Raw genomic sequence first — 18416 nt, 5'->3', positions numbered from 1 at the left:
CTTCCATCTTCGACATCTGCTCTCCTTACACGAGAGCTGTCCCTGTTTTCCTTGTCTCAGTTCCGGGGGTCACTCCAGCCCAGCGCCGGGCCGAAAGTGGTGCGTGTCCCTACTTTCCCCTCGTTGACAATGGAACATAACGGGAACATTTTCAGCCGGGCACTCAGTTTCGGAGGAAGCGCCGATGCCGAGACAGGCGCGGGTGGTGATCCCGGGACTTCCCCATCATGTCACCCAGCGGGGCAACCGCCGACAGCCGACCTTCTTCGGCGACGCCGACTACCGGATGTGGCTGGGCCTGGCGTCCGAGGTCTTCCGGGCCGAGGCGGTCGAGATCTGGGCCTATTGCCTGATGCCCAACCACCTGCATCTGATCGCCGTGCCCGGCCGGCCCGAGGCGCTGGCCCGGGCGGTCGGGACGACGAACCTGCGCTACACGCGGCGGGTGAACGCGCGGGAGGGTTGGACGGGCTATCTGTGGCAGGGCCGGTTCGCTTCCTTCGCGATGGACGAGGGGCGCCTGCGGACCTGCGCGCGGTATGTCGGGCTGAATCCGGTGCGCGCGGGGCTGACGGCGCGGGCGGTCGACTGGCCCTGGTCCAGCGTGCGGGCCCATGTCCAGGGTCGGGCCGACCCGTTGCTGACCCCCGGGCCGCTGGCGCAACGGTTGGGCGAGGCGACGCCCCGGTTCTTCGACGTCGATGTCGAGGAAGAAGCGCGCCGGCGCCTGCGCCGCGCCTCGAGCACGGGCCGGCCGTTGGGCGACCCCGCCTGGATCAGGGCTCTCGAGGCGCAGACCGGGCGGCCGCTTGCCGATCCACCCATCGGCCGGAAAGTAGGGACACGCACCACTTTCCAACCCCGTCAGGACGTGAGCCGGGGACAACGAGGTGAGGAAAGTGGTGCGTGTCCCTACTTTCCAGGAAAGTGGTGCGTGTCCCTACTTTCGCCGAACACCCGCCGGAAGCTGATCCGCAGCGCCGCGTCGGCCTCGTCCAGCGTCGCGGGGACGCCGAGGTCGACCAGGCTGGTGACGCCGTGTTCGGCGATGCCGCAGGGGACGATGCCGGTGAAGTGGGTCAGGTCCGGCTCCACATTGAGGCTGACGCCGTGGAAGCTGACCCATTTGCGGACCTTGACGCCGATGGCGGCGATCTTGTCCTCGCGGGACCAGCCCGGCCCCCCATCTCCTGGAATCCGGCGCTCGACCCAGACGCCGACGCGGCCCTCGCGCACCCCGGCCGGGACGCCGAACTCGCCCAGCGCCCCGATGAGCCACTGCTCGAGGCCGCGCACGAAGGCGCGCACGTCCCGGCCGCGCCGGTTCAGGTCGAGCATCACATAGGCGACCCGCTGACCGGGGCCGTGATAGGTGAACTGGCCGCCGCGGCCGCTGCGGTGGACCGGGAAGCGGCCCGCGTCGAGCAGATCGGCGTCCCTCGACGAGACCCCCGCCGTATAGAGCGGCGGATGCTCCAGCAGCCAGACCAGTTCGGGCGCCTCGCCGGCCGCGATGGCCGCCGCCCGCGCCTCCATGGCCGCGACCGCGAACGGGTAGTCGACCAGCCCGGGCGACACCGCCCACTCGGCCGGCGCGCCGTCCTCGCGGAGCAGTTTCGATACGGCCGGGCTTAAGGACTGGGAAAGCATGTCGCCCTCAATGTGGGGATCGGGAGCGCCATGCAAGAACCGCCCGTCCAGTCCCAGTCAGAGTCAGAGTACCCAGTGAGCCAGATCGAAGCCGTAGACGTAGAGATTTCGGTCGTGCTGGGACGCTCTGTTCTGCCGATGAGCCAGCTGCTGCGGATGGGCCGCGGGGCGGTGATCCCGCTCGACGCCTCCGAGACCGACGAGGTCTGGATCCTCGCCAACAACCATCCGGTGGCGCGCGGCGAGATCGAGATCCGCGAGGACCGCATCGCCATCACCGTGACCCGCGCGGCGGACGTCTACGACTTCATGGCCGGGGCGGCCTGAGGCAAGGGCGCAGGCGGTAGGCGGTAGGCGGTAGGCAGCCTACCCCCGCGACGAGCTCTTCAGCCTGACGTCGCAGAGCCGGAGAGCCGCCGCCTCGATAGCCGCGAACATTGCGGAGGGTTACGGCCGGTCGACCAAGCCCGCCTATCTGAACTTCCTGCCTACTGCCTAATCCCTTGCCAGCCCTCTTCCCATCCGCGCTTCCGTCCGCTATCAGCCCCCCTCCGATGCGAGCGGTCGTGGCGGAATTGGTAGACGCGCAGCGTTGAGGTCGCTGTTCCCTAACCGGAGTGGAAGTTCGAGTCTTCTCGACCGCACCATCGAAATAATTAGGAAAAACATCGGCTTACGCTGATTGACAGACAGGGGGCCAAGCGTGAGCAACACCGCAACCGCCCCCCTGTCTGGTCCTCCCGTCGATGAAATCGAACATGTGGCGCTGGACGAGGACTATGTCCTGACGCCCGGCTTCGTCGAGAAGGTGGTCGACGCCTCCGACGCCGGCGACGGGCTGAGGCTGCGCTCGCTGCTCGAGGACCTGCACCCGGCCGACGTCGCCGACCTGATGGGCTTCCTGACCGCCGAGCATCGCGCGGTGGTGGTGCTGTGGCTCCCGCCGGACCTGCTGGCCGACACCCTGCCGGAACTCGACGACGGCATCCGCGAGGAGGTGCTGGAGCGGGTGCCGCACCTGATCCTGGCCGAGGCGCTGCAGGAACTCGATTCCGACGACGCCGCCGCCGTGGTCGAGGACCTGGAGGACGACCAGCGCGAACGCGTCCTGGCGGCCATGCCCGACGTCGAGCGCGCCGCCATCGAGAGCTCTCTGGGCTATGCGGAGGATTCCGCCGGCCGCCTGATGCAGCGCGAGGTGATGGCCGCGCCGCAATTCTGGAACGTCGGCGACACCATCGATCACGTCCGGGCCCAGGGCGACGACCTGCCGGAACTGTTCTTCGACGTCTATGTGGTCGATCCGCTGAACAAGCCGGTCGGCGGCGTCGCCATCAGCCGCCTGCTGCGCGCGCCGCGGGCCACGCCGCTGACCGAGATCATGGACCCGGTCAACGAGATCACCGTCGACCAGGACCAGGAAGAGGTCGCCTACATCTTCGAGAAATACCATCTGATCTCGGCCCCGGTCACCGACGCGGCCGGGCGGCTGGTGGGGCAGATCACCGTCGACGACATCGTCAACATCATCCAGGAGGAGAACCGCGAGGACATCCTGCGCCTGGCCGGCGTCTCGGACGAGGACCGGGGCTCGAACGTCGGCGAGATCGTGCGCGGCCGCGTGCCGTGGCTGGCGATCAACCTGGCCACCGCCGTGCTGGGCGCCAGCGTCATCGGCTGGTTCGAGGGGACCATCCAGCAGATCGTCGCCCTGGCCGTGCTGATGCCGATCGTCTCGGCCATCGGCGGCAATGCGGGCACCCAGGCGCTGACCGTGACGGTCCGCGCGCTGGCGACACGCGAACTGAACAGCTCCAACGCGCCGCGGACCTTCTGGCGTGAACTGGCGGTCGGGGTCGCCAACGGCCTGGTGCTGGCGCCGCTGATCGGCGTGGCGGCGGGGCTGTGGTCGCGGGACTGGCGTATCGGCGGGGTCATCGCCGCGGCCATGGTGCTGAACCTGATGGTCGCCGCGACCGTCGGGGTGCTGACGCCGCTGACGCTGTCGAAGCTGAAATTCGACCCGGCCGTGTCCTCGGCCGTGTTCGTGACGGCGACGACGGACTTCTTCGGCTTCCTGATCTTCCTCGGTCTGGCCACGATCGTGCTGCTGTAGTCCCGCTGGACCGGCGCGCGGTTTGCTGGTTCTCCCGTTGAGCGAGCGCTTCCGTCTCGATTTGGGTCAATCCGGTGTCCGACGCGACCACCCCACGTCTGAAGGTCTCCCGCGAGGGGGTCGTCCTCATCAAGAGTTTCGAGGGCTTCCGGCCGCGCGCCGTGCGCAACGCCGACGGCCGCTGGGTCATCGGCTACGGGCACACGGCCTCGGCGCGCGAGGGCTCGACGGTCAGCGAGCAGGACGCCGAACTGCTGCTGCAATACGATCTGCTGCCGGTGGTGAAGGCCCTCAACGAGCGGGTCTCGGCGCCGCTGAACCAGCACCAGTTCGACGCCCTGGCCAGTTTCGCCGTCTCGGTGGGGATCGACGCCTTCCTGGCCTCGGACGTGCTGCAGCGGCTGAATGACGGCCGGGCCGTCGAGGCCGCCGACGCGATGATCGGCTGGCCGGAGACGACGCCGCCCGACGCGCGCCTGCGCCGCAGGGCCGCCGAGCGGGCCCTGTTCGTGGCCGATCCGGCGACGCCGGTGCATCTGGCCGAACTGCTCGCCGCGCCCCTGCCGCCGCCCGACGAACCCGAGCCCGCACCGGCCGGGCCCCCGGCCGCGGCCGCCGGGCCCGCCGTGGTTTTCGAGTCGCGGCCCTTCCAGGCGGCGACGATCACCGCCATCCGCCTGCAACGCTATTCCCCCTACGCGGCCGCGATCATCGGGCCGCTGCCCGGCTTTCCAACCGCCGCCGGGCCAGCCCCCTCCCCCGAGCCCGAGCCCGAGCCCGAGCCCGAGCCCCAGCCCCAGCCCGCCGTCGATCCGCCCGCGCCGCCCGCGCCCGGGGCGTCGCCGTTCCCGCCGATGGAGGAACCGCTGGTGCTGACGCCCGCCACCGAGGCCGACTTCGCCGAGACCGGCCGCGCCGTCTGGGAGCCCGACCGGCGTCCCCAGGCGGCGCCCGCCGAGGCCGACGCCGTGCTGTTCGACGAGGAGCCGACGCTTTCCGTGCTGCGGCACGAGGTCGAGACGCCCGCGCCACGCCGCTTCGACTGGAGCGTGACCGGCGCCTTCATCGTCATGGGCCTGACCGGCCTGGCCGCCTGCGCGGCCGCCGCGGCCGCCTTCCGCAAGGCCATGGCCGATGGGTCGCAGCTGAACGACTACACCGTGATCGGCTGGGTCCTGGCCCTGATCGGCGTCATCTGCGTCGGCGTGGCCTCGTGGAATCTGTTCGTCCAGTGGAGTCGGCGGACCTGACTTTGCCAGTCGAGCGGCGCAGTGCTACGCCGCCGCCATGAGCATTCCCAACGCCCCCCAGTCGATGGAATTCGGCCTCGGCGAAAACGCCGACATGATCCGCGAGACCACCGCCCGCTGGGCGACCGACCGGCTGGCCCCCCTGGCGGCCGAGATCGACGAGAACAACCAGTTCAGGCGCGAGCTGTGGCCCGAGATGGGCGAACTGGGCCTGCACGGCGTCACCGTGGAAGAGGAATGGGGCGGCCTCGGCCTCGGCTATCTCGAACACGTGGTGGCCATGGAGGAGGTGTCGCGCGCCTCGGCCTCGATCGGCCTCAGCTACGGGGCCCACTCCAACCTGTGCGTCAACCAGATCCGCCGCTGGGGCACCGAGGAGCAGAAGCGCAAATACCTGCCCGGGCTGATCTCGGGCGAGCACGTCGGTTCGCTGGCCATGTCCGAGGCGGGCTCCGGCTCCGACGTCATGTCGATGCGGACCCAGGCGAGGAAGGTCGGCGACCGCTACGTCCTCAACGGGACGAAATTCTGGATCACCAACGCGCCCTCGGCCGACACCCTGGTCGTCTATGCCCGCACCGGCGAGGGCAACGGCGGCGTCACCGCCTTCCTGATCGAGCGCGGCATGAAGGGCTTCAGCGTCTCCAAGAAGCTGGACAAGATGGGCATGCGCGGCTCCGACACCGCCGAACTGGTGTTCGAGGACTGCGAGGTCCCGGAGGAGAATGTCATGGGCCCGGTCGGCGGCGGGGCCGGGGTGCTGATGAGCGGCCTGGATTATGAGCGCACGGTCCTGTCGGGCGGCCCGCTGGGCATCATGCAGGCGGCCCTGGACGTGGTCCTGCCCTATGTCCGCGAGCGCAGACAGTTCGGCAAGGCCATCGGCAGCTTCCAGCTGATGCAGGCTAAGGTCGCCGACATGTATGTGGCCCTGAACAGCGCCCGCGCCTATGTCTACGCCGTGGCCCGCGCCTGCGACCAGGGCAAGACCACCCGCTACGACGCCGCCGGCGCCATCCTGCTGGCCAGCGAGAACGCCGTGAAGGTCAGCCTTGAGGCCGTCCAGGCCCTGGGCGGCGCCGGCTATACGAAGGAATGGCCGGTCGAGCGTCTGGTTCGCGACGCCAAACTGTACGACATCGGCGCCGGCACCAACGAGATCCGCCGCTTCCTGATCGGGCGGGAGCTACTGGGGAGCTGACTCGGCCGGACAATCGCCCAGCCTTTCCGCGGTCATCACCATCGAGACCTCGGCCATCGACGGAGCCGGGGCGGGCGTCATCGTGCTCTTCACCGACATCGTATAGTTGCGGCTGTAGTCGCCGGTGACGCGGGTGTCGGTGACGGTGCGCACGCCGTCGGCCGAGGTGCAGACCATGTGGCCGACCATGGCGTCGCCCTCGCGACGGAACGACTGCTGGTCGCAGGTCATGCCGGGGGATTGCGGCGCGGCCCCGGCGGGCGGCTCGAACTTCGCCTCGCGGATGCAGGTTTCGATCGCCGGGGTCTGCATGCCGGCCGGCATGCCGGCCATCCGGGTGGTCACGCGCCACAGGCCGGGTGTCGGACCGGCGGGCAGGTCGGTTCCAGCCGCGGCCGCCGCCGTCTTCCCGGCCGCCGTGTCCGTCGGCGTCCCCTCGCCGCCGGGTCCGCAGGCCGCCAGGGCCAGGACAGCCAGTCCCGATGCAAACGTGATGATGCGCATGTCGATCCTCCACCCAGGACCCGTCCCTAGCATATTCCGCGGTCGCGCAGAACGGCGCTTCAGCGTCGGGAACCGTCACGGGCCGGCGGCGGTTCGCCAGCAATCAGAGGAGACACGCCATGCCCGCCAAGTCCGCCGCCCAGCAGAAGGCCGCCGGGGCCGCCCTGTCGGCCAAGCGCGGCGACACGCCCAAATCCGAGCTCAAGGGCGCCTCGAAATCGATGCTGTCGATGAGCGAGAAACAGCTCGAGGAGTTCGCCCACACCCGGCGCAAGGGCAAGCCCGAGCACGTCAAGCACTGACGGTCGGGCGCGCGAACCGGTTGACCGGGCCGGCGACGGCGGCCAGCCTCGGCGCATGACGCTGACCCACACGTCGACAGGCCGGCCGCGCGCCTTTTCGGAGGTGGTGGAGAAGCTCGGCCAGCGCCGCGGCGACAAGCTGTGCCTGGGCGAGGTGGTCGAGGCCTTCGGCGAGCGCGCCTTCGGGCCGGTGATGTTCTTCTTCGCCCTGATCAACATGATGCCCTGGCCGCCGGGGGGCACGACGCTGACCGGCGCGCCGCTGTTGCTGCTGTCGATGGAGCTGGCCTGGGGCCGCGACGAGTTGTGGACGCCGCGCTGGGCCGATCGGATCACGGTCAGGCGGGCGACCTTCCGCCGGCTGAGCGGGCGATTCCAGTCGGGGTTGAAATTCACCGAACGCCTGTCCCGGCCGCGCCTGCATTTTCTGACCAGCCCCCTCGGCCAGGGGCTGATTGGCGTCGCCTGCGTCTTCCTGTCGGTCGTTCTGGTGCTGCCGGTCTGGGGCGGCAACCTGCTGCCGGCGACGGCGATCGGCTTCTTCGCCCTGGGCGTGATGCAGCGGGACGGCCTCGCGGTCATCGTCGGCTGGCTGCTGACCGGGGCGACCGGGGCGGTGCTGTTTCTGGCGTGGCGGCTGATCGTCGCCAGCGCCACCTACGGCCTGGAATGGATCGGCCGGATCGCCTGAGCCGCATGTTTGTTTAGTGGCCAACCACCACGGTCACGCCTAGATCGAAGTGCCCCGTCGCACGAGTCCCGCAGCCCATGCCTGACTACGACTATCAGAGCGACACCCGACCCTTCTCGCGGGTGCTCGAGGACCTCGGGGCCCGGGACGAGCCGAAGCTCTATCTCGGCGAACTCGTCAACGCCTTCGGCGAGCGCGGTTTCGGCGCGCTGATGCTGATCTTCGGCCTGATGAACGTCGCCATCGGCATCATCCCGGGGACGACCACCATCCTCGGCGCGCCCCTGCTGCTGCTGGGGCTGCAGCTGGCCACGCGCCAGGACCAGCTCTGGCTGCCGAGATGGGCGCTGCGGCGGTGGATCGAGCGGCGGGCCTACCGGGACGGACTGGAGCGGGTGCTTCCGCGGCTCAGGAAGGTCGAGCGGCTGTCGCGGCCGCGGCTGTCGATCATGACCAGCGAGGTCTCCGAGGTGCTGATCGGCCTCGCCACCGTCCTTCTCGCCGTCATCCTGGTCCTGCCCATCTGGGGCGGAAACCTGATTCCGGCGCTGATCATCTCGACCTTCGGCTTCGGCCTGATGCAGCGCGACGGCCTGGCCGTGGTCATCGCCTGGGTCGCCGTCGGCCTGATCGGCCTGGCGGCCCTGATCGTCTGGCTGACATGGCGGTGGGTGTCGCCGTATCTGCTGCCGGCGTGGGAGTGGGCCAACGGCCTGCTGCCCCAGGCCTGGGCCTGGCTGAGCGGCCTGTTCGGCGGCTGAACGCACGAGACGCCGGAGGGCGAACCCTCCGGCGCCTGCGAGAACCGGGAAACCGTCAGCTGCGGAACAGCGACAGCACCAGCTGCGGAGTCTGGTTGGCGATGCCCAGCGCCTGAACCCCCAGCTGCTGCTTCGTCTGCAGGGCCTGGAGCTTGGCGCTCTCCTTCGCCAGGTCGGCGTCGACCAGATTGCCCACTCCCGACTCCAGGGCGTCCGACAGCTTGCCGACGAACGTCAGATGGGTCGAGAGCGCCTTCGACTTGGTGCCCAGCCGCGCGAGCGAGGCCGAGACCGCGTCGATGGAGTTGGAGACGGCCGTCAGCGAAGCCGTCGCCTTGGACAGGGTGTCGATCGACTGCGTGGCCGTGACCGACACATTCGCGCCGCCCAGAGCCAGAACCTCGGCGCCAACCGTGAGGGTGGCCGTGCCCTGCGCATTGGCCAGGGCCTGGAACCCCGTCGCGCCGGCCTTCAGCAGGTTGACCCCGTTGAATTCGGCGTTTCCGGTGACCGAGGCGATCTGGTCGCGCAGAGCCTTGAAGTCCTCGTTCAGGGCCGCACGGGCCGACGTCTTCAGCGACGCATCTGTCGCCGCCAGGGCCTTCTCCTTCATCTGGAGCAAGAGGTCGGAGACCGTCTCGCCCGCCGCCAGCGCCACATCGACCGCGGCCATGCCCCGGTCGAGAGACTGTTTCACCGCGCTCAGCGCCCCGATGTCGGCACGTTGGCCCTGGGCGATCGCCCAGATAGCCCCGTTGTCCTTGGCGGTGGCCACAGACTTGCCGGTGTTGATCCGGTTCTGCGTCGTCGCCAGCTGGGCGTTGGTCGCGTTCAGGTTCTGGAGCGCGATCATCGCGCCCACGTTGGTGTTGACCGACATAACCATCGGCTGTCCTTCCATTCTGGTCGGTGAGGGAACGGCCTTCTGGCCGCGGAACCGGTTCTGGTTCGGGCCCGCCCACGCAAGGACCGGGCCGCAAGCATTGCCGCACAGGCCGTTGACTTCACGAGGATTCCGGCTCGTCGGCCCGGCGGCGCCCGGCAGATTTATCCGCCCCCCGGGGGCGGGGCCGGCCGATCCTTTCCGGGTCCGCCGCCCTGACGGCGCCCACACGGTCGTTGTTAAGCCGGGACGGCTTCGCTACCCCTGTCGGAACACCAGCGGAGCCGTCCATGACTCGCCACAGCGACCGGTTCGAGGGCACCTCGGACTATATCGCCACCGACGACCTGAAGATCGCCGTCAACGCCGCCGTGGCGCTGGAACGGCCGCTGCTGATCAAGGGCGAGCCGGGCACGGGCAAGACCGTGCTGGCCTATGAGATCGCCCGCGCCCTCGACGCCCCGCTGATCACCTGGCACGTCAAGTCGACGACCAAGGCCCACAACGGCCTCTACGAATACGATGCGGTGTCGCGGCTGCGCGACAGCCAGCTGGGCGAGGCGCGCGTGCACGAGGTGCGCAACTATCTGAAGCCCGGAAAGCTGTGGGAGGCGTTCACCTCGCCGGTGCGGCCGGTGCTGCTGATCGACGAGATCGACAAGGCCGACATCGAATTCCCCAACGACCTGCTGCAGGAACTCGACCGGATGGAGTTCTTCGTCCAGGAGACGGGCGAAACCATCCGCGCCGCGGTCCGGCCCATCGTGGTCATCACCTCGAACAATGAGAAGGAGCTTCCGGACGCCTTTCTGCGCCGCTGCTTCTTCCACTACATCCGCTTCCCCGACGACCAGACCATGAGGGCCATCGTCGAGGTGCATTTCCCGGGCATCAAGCCGCGCCTGGTCTCGGAGGCGCTGAAGACCTTCTACGAAATCCGCGAGACGCCCGGCCTGAAGAAGAAGCCGTCGACCTCGGAACTGCTCGACTGGCTGAAGCTCCTGCTGGTCGATGACATCGATCCGGCCGCCCTGCGCGAGACGGCGCCGGGCAAGCTGATCCCGCCCCTGCACGGGGCGCTGCTCAAGAATGAGCAGGACGTTCATCTGTTCGAGCGGCTGGCCTTCCTCGGCCGCCGCGAGGGGGCCCGACCCGGCGCCTGAACACACCGACGAACGGGTTTCGTCATCCCGATTACCGCGTTTTCACTGGATTCCCGGAGGCTGGAGCGCAGGATGAAGGCGACGAGGACCCACCCCATGCCAAGGCGTCCCCTGCCGATCGCCGCGCTCTGCGCCGCGGCCGTGACCGCGGCCTGCGACGGCGATTCCGTGCGGATCTCCCCGGCCGGGGCCGGGCCGGGCGAGGCCCGGGGGGCGCTGAAGGTGGTGCAGGCGCTGCAGTGTCCGCAAACCATGGGATCGCTGACCCGCAAGGGCTCGGCCAGCGCGGAGGGCACGATCTGCACCTACGCCGGTCCCCGCGGCGCCGAGGTCACCCTGCACCTGGTCGAACTGGACGAGACCTCGCCGGCGCAGGTGCTGACGGCCTTCGAGGCGCGCCTCTCGGCGGCCATGCCCCAGGCCGTGGCCCAGCTGAAGGCGGCCGGCCCCCCCGGGTCCGGACAGGACGGCGGGCGCGCTCCCGGAGTCGACATCCGCGCCGACGGCGACGAGGCCAGGGTGCGCATCGGCGGCTTCCAGATCGACGCCTCGCGGCGTGGGGCCGCGGCGCGCGATCCCGCCGCGGAGGGCGACAACGTCAGCGTCCAGGCCTATCAGGACGCCGCCGAGATCCGCACCCGCGGCGGCGGCGGCGCGACCCGCGCCAGTTGGACCCTGGCCGACAGCCGACCCTCGGAGGGGGGCTGGAGACTGGTCGGCTACGAGGCGCGCGGCCCGGCCGGCGGGCCGATCGTGGTCGCCACCATGCGCGCCCGCGACCGCGACCAGGTGTTCGGGGACGGGCGGGATCTCGTCGCCCTCAACGTCGGCGAATGACGGCGCCAGGGTTGATCGCGGCGGCCGGATGCGTCACCTGACCCGCCACAGCAGGATACCGCCTTGGCCGCCACGCTCCGAACCCCCTCGAAAAAAGCCCCGCGCGCCTGGCAGCGCATGCTCTCCGGCCGCCGGCTGGACCTGCTCGACCCGTCGCCGTTCGACATCGAGGTCGAGGACATCGCCCACGGCCTGGCCCGGGTCGCCCGCTGGAACGGCCAGACCGTCGGCGAACACGCCTTCTCCGTCGCCCAGCACAGCTGCGTGGTCGAGGAAATCGCCGCTCACATCCGGCCGGGCCTGGAGCCGAAATGGCGGCTGGCGGCCCTGCTGCACGACGCCTCGGAATACGTCATCGGCGACATGATCTCGCCGTTCAAGGCGGCGCTGGGGGTCAGCTACAAGGATTTCGAGGCCCGGCTGGAGCACGCCATCCACATCCGTTTCGGACTGCCGGCGCGGACGCCGGCCGAGGTCAGGAAGCTGATCAAGGAGGCCGACAAGGCCTGCGCCTTCTTCGAGGCGACCCAGCTGGCCGGCTTCACCCGGAACGAGGCTCTGGGCCTGTTCGGCAGGCCCCCGGCCGGATACGACCTGACCATCGAGCCCCTGCCCGCCCCGGTCGCCCAGCAGCGTTATCTGGAGCGCTACCGGGTCCTGGCCGAGGCGGTCGGCCTCGTCCCCGCCCCCGACGCCTGGCATACGGAATAGGCATGGGGCTTCCGGCGGAACAGGGCGTGCGCATCGGCCTCTCGGCGGTGGTCATCGCGCTCCGCGACCGCCAGGCCTGCGTCCTGACCACGCCCGGCGACGACGGCGCCCTGGCCCTGCCCTTCGGCCCCTTCGACCCGGCCCGCGACCGCACCTTCGAACTGGCCCTGCGCGCCTTCGTCACGGCCCAGACCGGCTTTCGCCTCGGCTTCGTCGAGCAGCTCTACACCTTCGGCGACCTCGGCCGCGCCAGTCCGCGCGCCACCCCCGGCCCGGAGCGCCGCCGCGAGGTTTCGGTCGGCTATCTGGCGCTGACCGCCGACGCCGCCGACGCCCCCCTGGCCGAGGCCCGGTGGACGCCGGTGCTGGACATCTTCCCGTGGGAGGACCGCCGCGACGGGGCCGCCGCCTGCCTCGGCCCCCTGCTCGACGGATTGGGCGCCTGGGCCGCCGGCGACCCCCGCCGCCAGGCGCGCGTGGACGCCCTGTTCGCCCCGGGGCCCGCCCACCGCTGGAACGAGGGCCGGGTGCTGGAGCGCTACGAACTGCTCTATGAGGCCGGACTGGTCGCCGAGGCGGCGCGCGACCGCGACAGGCCCGCGCCGCCGGGCGCGCCGGGGCGGGCCATGGCCTCGGACCACCGCCGCATCCTGGCCACCGGCCTCGGCCGCCTGCGCAGCAAGCTGAAATACCGGCCCGTGCTGTTCGACCTGATGCCGTCGACCTTCACCCTGTCCGAACTGCAGGCCGCCGCCGAGGCGGTCGCCGGCCTGTCGCTGCACAAGCAGAATTTCCGCCGCGGCGTCGAACGCACCGGCCTCGTCGAGCCGACCGGCCGCCTGTCGGCGGCCACCGGCGGGCGGCCGGCCGAACTGTTCCGCACCGTCGGCGGCGACCGGTCCGCCGCCGACGCCCTGGGCCTGCCCCTGCCCGCCCAGCGCTGACGAACCGGCCCGGACCCCGGCCTCCGGACCAAGCGGCCCGGATGGGCCGCAAGGGCTTGCGGCGCGGGCCGCGCCCCATTAGAGAGGCCGCTCGCTCGACCAAAGCGTTTCGGCCCCGCGGAGAGGTGGCAGAGTGGTCGAATGTACCGCACTCGAAATGCGGCGTGCCTTTACGGGTACCGTGGGTTCGAATCCCACCCTCTCCGCCACCGTCTTTTTTCTTATATATCAATAATTTAACTACTAAATGGCTCACTGCCGAACGCCGCCGTTCGCGGCGTGCGAATTCAGGGCGATCGCACTGTGTCGCGCGCCTGTCCGGCGCCGCTGGACGATTGACCGCGGCCGGCCTGCCATCGGCCTCCTCGACGGGTTGAATCAGCTCGAAATGGGAGGCGTTTGCGCGAAGGCACCGCCCCCTCCCTCGGCCGCCCAGGCCGCGGCTCTTGCGGACGCCGCGCCGATCCTGCCGAAGGATCCCCGTTCGGCGTCGCTGTGCGGGTCCCGGGGAAGAGGGATGTCGCCGGGGGGAGGCCTCTTCCCGTCAGGCGGCCGGAATCCATCGGCGGCTTTCGAGCAGGGCGATGATCCGGTCGGCGGCCGTCTCGGGACCGAACGCAAGCGTATCGAGGACCAGGTCCGGATCGGACGGCGGTTCATAGGGCGAGCCGACGCCGGTCAGGTCGGCGATGCCGCCCGCATCGGCCCGGGCATACAGGCCCTTGGGGTCTCGCGCGCGGCAGGCCCCCAAGGGCGCATCGACGAAGACTTCCAGGAAACCGTTCGGCGGCATCCGTTCGCGGACGGCCTGGCGCGCGGCGATGCCGGGCGAGACGAAGGCGCAAAGGCTGATCACGCCGCCCTCGACGAACAAGCGCGCCACCTCGCCGGCGCGGCGGACGTTCTCGGCCCGGTCCTCCGGCGAGAAGCCGAGGTCGCGATTGAGGCCGTGGCGCAGATTGTCACCGTCCAGCAGGACGGTTCTTATGCCCCGGGCATGAAGCTTCAGCTCGAGGGCCGTGGCGATGGTCGACTTGCCCGATCCGGGCAGTCCCGTGAGCCAGATCGCGCCGCCTTCGTGACCGTTCAGACGAGACCGGTCGCGTCGCGAGACGGCTTCGGCCGTCGGATAGATGTGCCCGGCCTGGCCGAGTGCGGCCCGGGCCACGCCCGCCGCGGCGACGGCGCCGGTCTCCCGGTCGATGAGGACGAATCCGCCCATGGCCGGGTCGTCGGCGAACGGATCGAAGGCGATCGGCGACGACAGCGTCAGTTCGGCGGCGGCGATCTCGTTCAGGTCCAGTCCGGCGGCCGCGCCGGCCTCGGGTTCGGTCAACTGGACCCTGACCGGCGCGGTTCGGCCCCCGATGCGAATTCGGTAGGCGCGGTCGCGGGTGAAGGGCCGGTCGTCCATCCACAGCAGGCTGGCCGAGAACCGTTCCACCGAGGCCGGCCGGGCGTGGGGCAAGGCCAGGACGTCGCCGCGCGCCACGTCGACCTCCTCCTTCAACACCAGCGTCACCGCGTCGCCGGCTTCGGCCGAGGTCCGGTCGCCCTCCCACGTCACGATGCGCGAGACGGTCGCCGCCTTGCCCGACGGACTGACCACGACCTGGTCGCCGGCGCGGAGGCGCCCCGACGCCACCGTTCCGGCGTAGCCGCGGAAGGCGTGGTCGGGGCGATTGACGTACTGCACGAGGAAGCGGAACGGCCGCGACAGGCGGTTGTCCTCGACGGGCAGGCCTTCAAGCGCGTCGATCAGCGTCGGTCCCCCGAACCACGGCAGCCGGGGCCCGCGCCGGACGACGTTGTCGCCCTGCCGCGCGCTGATCGGCACGGCGGCGACGGACCGGAAGGCGAGGCCCGCCGCGAAGGCGGCGTAGCCGGAGGCGAGGGCGTCGAAAACCGAGGGGTCGTAGTCGACCAGGTCGATCTTGTTCACCGCCAGGATGACATGCCGGATGCCGAACAGGGAGACGATGCGGCTGTGACGCTCGGTCTGGGCCGTGAGTCCCCGGGTCGCGTCGACCAGGATGACGGCGGCGTCGCACCCGGACGCTCCGGTCGCCATGTTGCGCGTGTACTGCTCATGGCCGGGCGTGTCGGCGACGATGAAGTTGCGGCGGGCCGTCGAGAAGTAGCGATGGGCCACGTCGATGGTGATGCCCTGTTCGCGCTCGGCCTCCAGGCCGTCCAGCAGCAGGGCGAAATCCAGATCGTCCCCCGCCGCGCCAAAGCGGCGGCTGTCGCGCTCGAGCGCGGCGAGCTGGTCGTCCGCGACCTGTCCGGTGTCATACAGCAGGCGGCCGATCAGGGTGGACTTGCCATCATCGACCGAACCGCAGGTCAGGAACCGCAGATGATCGCGCGCCGCGGGGTCGGGGATCACCCGGGACAGGGCTACGACCTCGCCGTCCATCAGAAATAGCCCTCGCGCTTCTTGCGCTCCATCGAGGCGATCTCGTCGGCATCGATCAGCCGGCCCTGACGCTCGGAGACGCGGCTCGACCGAAGTTCCGCAATGACGGAGTCGAGGTCCGCGGCGGCCGACTCGACGGCCGCCGAGAGCGGGTAGCAGCCCAGCGAACGGAAGCGCACGCGGCGCAGATGCGGAACCTCGCCGGCCCGCAGCGGCAGGCGTTCGTCGTCGCGCACGATCAGCGCGCCGTCGCGGTCAACCACGGGTCGGAGGGCGGAGAAGTAGAGCGGGACCACCGGGATGGCCTCGATCCGCGTGTATTCCCAGACGTCGAGCTCGGTCCAGTTCGACAGCGGAAACACCCGCAGGGATTCGCCGGGCTGGAGGGCGGAGTTCCACAGCTTCCACAGTTCGGGCTTCTGGCGGCGCGGATCCCAGGTGTGGCCGGGGCCGCGCACCGAGAAAATCCGTTCCTTGGCCCGGCTCTTCTCCTCGTCGCGCCGGGCCCCGCCGAAGGCCACGTCGAAGCCATGCCTGTCCAGCGCCTGCTTCAGCGCATCCGTCTTCATCACCCGGGTGTGCAGCGACGAGCCCGAGGCGACGGGACTGACGCCCCGGGCCAGGCCGTCCTGGTTGACGTGGACCAGCAGGCGGACGCCATAGGTTTCGGCGACCGTATCCCGATGCCGGATCATATCGCGGAACTTCCAGGTCGTGTCGACGTGGAGCAGCGGGAACGGCGGCGGAGCCGGGTAGAAGGCCTTGGCCGCCAGGTGCAGCAGCACCCCCGAGTCCTTGCCGATCGAGTACAGCATCACCGGATTGCGCGCCGTGGCGGCGACCTCCCGGAAAATCTCGATGGCCTCGGCCTCCAGACGCCTCAGATGAGGCGACAGGCGTCCGATCGGCGCCAAGGGCGCGGGCGGCGTGTCGATTGGACGAGCGAGCGGGGCGGCAAGAGTCATGGGGGGCCTCATGGATGCCCTATCCAAACCCCACCGATGCGGTCCGGGTCGAACGATTTGATCTGGGCGAAGCCGATAGTTTTTCTGACAGCCTATCCGACGAAGGCCCGCTCCAGGACATAGTCCCCGGGGGCGGCGTTCGAGCCCTCGGCGAGACCCGCCCGCTCCAGCTGCGCCGCCACATCCCGGATCATGGCCGTCGATCCGCACAGCATGGCGCGGTCGGTCGCGGGGTCGAAGCCGGCGTTGAGACCCAGATCGGAGAACAGCGCGCCGTCGGCGATGCGGCTCGTGATCCGCCCTGGCCGCTCGAACGGCTCGCGCGTGACGGTCGGATAGTAGAGCAGCCGCCCCTGCGCGAGGTCGCCGATCAGGGGATCGTCGAAGATGTCGCGGGTCAGGAAGGTCCGATAGGCGAGGTCCCGCACCTCCCGGACCGTGTGGGTCACGGTGATCTGGTCGAACCGCTCCCAGGTCTCCGGATCGCGCAGCACGCTCAGCCAGGGCGCCAGGCCGGTTCCGCTGGCGATCAGGAACAGCCGGCGGCCCGGGGTCAGGGCGTCCAGCACCAATGTGCCCGTCGGCTTGCGGCCCAGCAGGATCCGGTCTCCCGCGGCCAGCCGCCCAAGTCGCGAAGTCAGGGGGCCGTCGGGGACCTGGATGGAGAAGAACTCCAGCTCATCCGCCCAGCCCGGGCTGGCGATTGAATACGCCCGGAGGACAGGCTTGCCCGCGCCGCCTTCGGCCGGTAGGCCGAGCATGATGAATTCGCCGGAGCGAAACCGGAAGCTCTCGGGCCGTTCGACCGCGAAGCTGAACAGCCGGTCGGTCCAGCGCCGGGTCCACAGGATGTGCGGTTCATGCCAGGGGGAGGCCGCGGCGGCGGCGGGACGGGCGGGCGCAAGGGTTTCGGTCATGGCGATCCTCGAGACGGGACCCTCGCCATAGGAGACGGCCCCGCCGGAACGCGAACGACTTCTTCTGCCGTCGCCAGGCAGAAAAACTGCGACCGGCCGCCCCTAGAGCTGATCCAGCCCGGTCTCGTGGAACGCCGCCTGCCGTCTCAGCCAGTCGGTGAAGGCCCTGGCGCTGGGGGACAGCGGCCGGTCCTTCGGGTGCACCACATGATAGGCGAAACCGACCACCGCGCCGCCGTCGTGGAAGGGGGCGATCAGGCGCCCTGCCGCCAGGTCCGCCTGGGCCAGGGTCCGCTTGGCCAGGGCGACGCCGCGGCCGGAGACCGCCGCCTCGATCAGCATGGCCGACTGGTTGAAGCGGGAACCTCGCCGCGGGTCGGCATGGCGGACCCCGCGCGCCATCAGCCACATCGGCCAGTCGGGCCGGCCGGGATCCCCATCTCCGGACATGTCATGCAGCAGCACGTGATGAGTCAGGTCCGCCGGCGTCCGGATCGGATTCGGCCCATCCATCAGCGCCGGCGCGCAGACCGGAAGGACGCTCTCGATCAGCAACCGTTCGGACACATGGCCGGGATAGTGTCCCGGGCCATAGCGGATCGCCAGGTCGATCTGACCCTGGTCGAAGGCGACGGGGGCCATGTCGGCCGACACCCAGACCTCGATCTCGGGATGTTGGGTGTGGAAATCGTCCATGCGGGGCATCAGCCATTTGGAGGCGAAGGACGGCGCGACGCTGATCGAGACCTGGCGCCGGCGCGGCGGCTCCCGCATCAGGGCCGAGGCGTCGCGCAACCGGTCCAGCCCCTCGGCCACCAGCGGCGCGGTCGAGCGGCCCAGATCGCTCAGCTGCAACCCCTTGGCTTCGCGCTTGAACAGCGGCGCGCGAACGATCTCCTCGAGCTGCCGGATCTGCTGGCTGACGGCGCCGGGGGTGACCGCCAGCTCCTCGGCCGCCCGCGAAAAGCTCAGATGCCGCGCGGCGCTTTCGAAGACGCGCAGGGCGTTCAGGGGCAACAGGGTCCGGGCCATGGCTGATAGAAAACCTAATAGGGCGACAAAGACAATCTCGTTTGTTGGCGGCGGCCGCCGAACGTAGTGC

18 protein-coding genes, 2 tRNA genes and 2 pseudogenes are annotated in these 18416 nt (G+C 70.1%); 15 read left to right on the top strand and 7 right to left on the bottom strand.

Features of this window, described 5'->3' with window-relative positions; translation table 11 throughout:
- Positions 1-184: 184 nt before the first annotated feature.
- A pseudogene (locus tag Q0588_RS04135) lies at positions 185-532 on the top strand (transposase); the annotation flags it as partial.
- A gap of 380 nt (positions 533-912) precedes the next feature.
- Here Q0588_RS04135 and lipB read toward each other — a convergent pair.
- The gene (gene lipB / locus Q0588_RS04130) at positions 913-1650 is read right to left on the bottom strand and encodes a lipoyl(octanoyl) transferase LipB (RefSeq protein ID WP_298744036.1); all 738 of its coding nucleotides are present in this window, start codon (positions 1648-1650) and stop codon (positions 913-915) included.
- A 75-nt stretch (positions 1651-1725) separates the two neighbouring features.
- Between lipB and Q0588_RS04125 the strand changes: the two genes are divergently transcribed.
- The 6 genes and pseudogenes from Q0588_RS04125 (at position 1726) to Q0588_RS04100 (ending at position 6217) form a co-directional block, all read left to right on the top strand.
- A complete protein-coding gene (locus tag Q0588_RS04125; RefSeq protein WP_298744034.1) occupies positions 1726-1977 on the top strand; it encodes a FliM/FliN family flagellar motor switch protein in 252 nt (83 codons plus the stop codon).
- Positions 1978-2029: 52 nt separating this feature from the next.
- Positions 2030-2149, top strand: a pseudogene (locus Q0588_RS04120) (four helix bundle protein); the annotation flags it as partial.
- A 61-nt stretch (positions 2150-2210) separates the two neighbouring features.
- Positions 2211-2297, top strand: a tRNA-Leu gene (locus Q0588_RS04115).
- Between the two features lie 56 nt (positions 2298-2353).
- Entirely contained in the window at positions 2354-3766 is a 1413-nt protein-coding gene (mgtE, locus tag Q0588_RS04110) for a magnesium transporter (protein WP_298744032.1), read from the top strand.
- A 74-nt stretch (positions 3767-3840) separates the two neighbouring features.
- Positions 3841-5016 (top strand): lysozyme, encoded by a 1176-nt coding sequence (locus tag Q0588_RS04105; RefSeq protein ID WP_298744030.1) that lies wholly within the window; start codon positions 3841-3843, stop codon positions 5014-5016.
- 37 nt (positions 5017-5053) lie between these two features.
- Entirely contained in the window at positions 5054-6217 is a 1164-nt protein-coding gene (locus Q0588_RS04100; protein ID WP_298744028.1) for an isovaleryl-CoA dehydrogenase, read from the top strand.
- On the opposite strand, the gene Q0588_RS04095 is transcribed toward Q0588_RS04100, so the two are convergent.
- Positions 6203-6721, bottom strand: coding sequence for a DUF3617 family protein (locus Q0588_RS04095; protein ID WP_298744026.1), 519 nt, complete (start codon positions 6719-6721; stop codon positions 6203-6205). The two genes, Q0588_RS04100 and Q0588_RS04095, sit on opposite strands and share 15 nt — an antisense overlap.
- Before the next feature lie 119 nt (positions 6722-6840).
- Between Q0588_RS04095 and Q0588_RS04090 the strand changes: the two genes are divergently transcribed.
- From Q0588_RS04090 to Q0588_RS04080, 3 genes are all read left to right on the top strand, one after another.
- Positions 6841-7023 (top strand): DUF3008 family protein, encoded by a 183-nt coding sequence (locus Q0588_RS04090; RefSeq protein ID WP_298744024.1) that lies wholly within the window; start codon positions 6841-6843, stop codon positions 7021-7023.
- A gap of 55 nt (positions 7024-7078) precedes the next feature.
- Entirely contained in the window at positions 7079-7714 is a 636-nt protein-coding gene (locus Q0588_RS04085) for an exopolysaccharide biosynthesis protein (RefSeq protein WP_298744021.1), read from the top strand.
- Positions 7715-7791: 77 nt separating this feature from the next.
- Positions 7792-8475 (top strand): exopolysaccharide biosynthesis protein, encoded by a 684-nt coding sequence (locus tag Q0588_RS04080; protein WP_298744019.1) that lies wholly within the window; start codon positions 7792-7794, stop codon positions 8473-8475.
- A gap of 55 nt (positions 8476-8530) precedes the next feature.
- On the opposite strand, the gene Q0588_RS04075 is transcribed toward Q0588_RS04080, so the two are convergent.
- Positions 8531-9361: a flagellin gene (locus Q0588_RS04075; RefSeq protein WP_298744018.1), complete on the bottom strand. Its 831-nt coding sequence runs from the start codon at positions 9359-9361 to the stop codon at positions 8531-8533.
- 287 nt (positions 9362-9648) lie between these two features.
- Here Q0588_RS04075 and Q0588_RS04070 point away from each other — a divergent pair, with 287 nt between their 5' ends.
- The 5 genes from Q0588_RS04070 (at position 9649) to Q0588_RS04050 (ending at position 13222) form a co-directional block, all read left to right on the top strand.
- On the top strand, positions 9649-10521 hold the full coding sequence (locus Q0588_RS04070) for a MoxR family ATPase (RefSeq protein ID WP_298744016.1): 873 nt from the start codon (positions 9649-9651) through the stop codon (positions 10519-10521).
- A 96-nt stretch (positions 10522-10617) separates the two neighbouring features.
- The gene (locus Q0588_RS04065; protein ID WP_298744014.1) at positions 10618-11358 is read left to right on the top strand and encodes a methyltransferase type 11; all 741 of its coding nucleotides are present in this window, start codon (positions 10618-10620) and stop codon (positions 11356-11358) included.
- A 117-nt stretch (positions 11359-11475) separates the two neighbouring features.
- Positions 11476-12069: an HD family hydrolase gene (locus Q0588_RS04060; protein WP_298744038.1), complete on the top strand. Its 594-nt coding sequence runs from the start codon at positions 11476-11478 to the stop codon at positions 12067-12069.
- 2 nt (positions 12070-12071) lie between these two features.
- A complete protein-coding gene (locus tag Q0588_RS04055; protein ID WP_298744013.1) occupies positions 12072-13013 on the top strand; it encodes an NAD regulator in 942 nt (313 codons plus the stop codon).
- 119 nt (positions 13014-13132) lie between these two features.
- Positions 13133-13222: transfer RNA gene (locus tag Q0588_RS04050), tRNA-Ser, on the top strand.
- Positions 13223-13557: 335 nt separating this feature from the next.
- Here the strand turns inward: Q0588_RS04050 and cysC are convergent.
- The 4 genes from cysC to gcvA all read right to left on the bottom strand — a co-directional run bounded on the left by cysC (position 13558) and on the right by gcvA (position 18346).
- Positions 13558-15432: an adenylyl-sulfate kinase gene (cysC, locus tag Q0588_RS04045; RefSeq protein ID WP_298744012.1), complete on the bottom strand. Its 1875-nt coding sequence runs from the start codon at positions 15430-15432 to the stop codon at positions 13558-13560.
- On the bottom strand, positions 15432-16397 hold the full coding sequence (cysD, locus tag Q0588_RS04040; RefSeq protein WP_298744010.1) for a sulfate adenylyltransferase subunit CysD: 966 nt from the start codon (positions 16395-16397) through the stop codon (positions 15432-15434). Before cysD ends, cysC begins: the two co-directional genes overlap by 1 nt.
- A gap of 92 nt (positions 16398-16489) precedes the next feature.
- Positions 16490-17314 (bottom strand): ferredoxin--NADP reductase, encoded by an 825-nt coding sequence (locus tag Q0588_RS04035; RefSeq protein WP_298744008.1) that lies wholly within the window; start codon positions 17312-17314, stop codon positions 16490-16492.
- A 102-nt stretch (positions 17315-17416) separates the two neighbouring features.
- On the bottom strand, positions 17417-18346 hold the full coding sequence (gene gcvA, locus Q0588_RS04030; RefSeq protein WP_298744006.1) for a transcriptional regulator GcvA: 930 nt from the start codon (positions 18344-18346) through the stop codon (positions 17417-17419).
- Between the last annotated feature and the right edge of the window lie 70 nt (positions 18347-18416).

The sequence above is a fragment of the uncultured Brevundimonas sp. genome, assembly GCF_937870815.1.
In the GTDB taxonomy this organism is placed as follows: Bacteria; Pseudomonadota; Alphaproteobacteria; order Caulobacterales; family Caulobacteraceae; genus Brevundimonas.
Note: the sequence above shows the minus strand (reverse complement) of the source record. Positions and strands in the feature narration are given on the sequence as shown.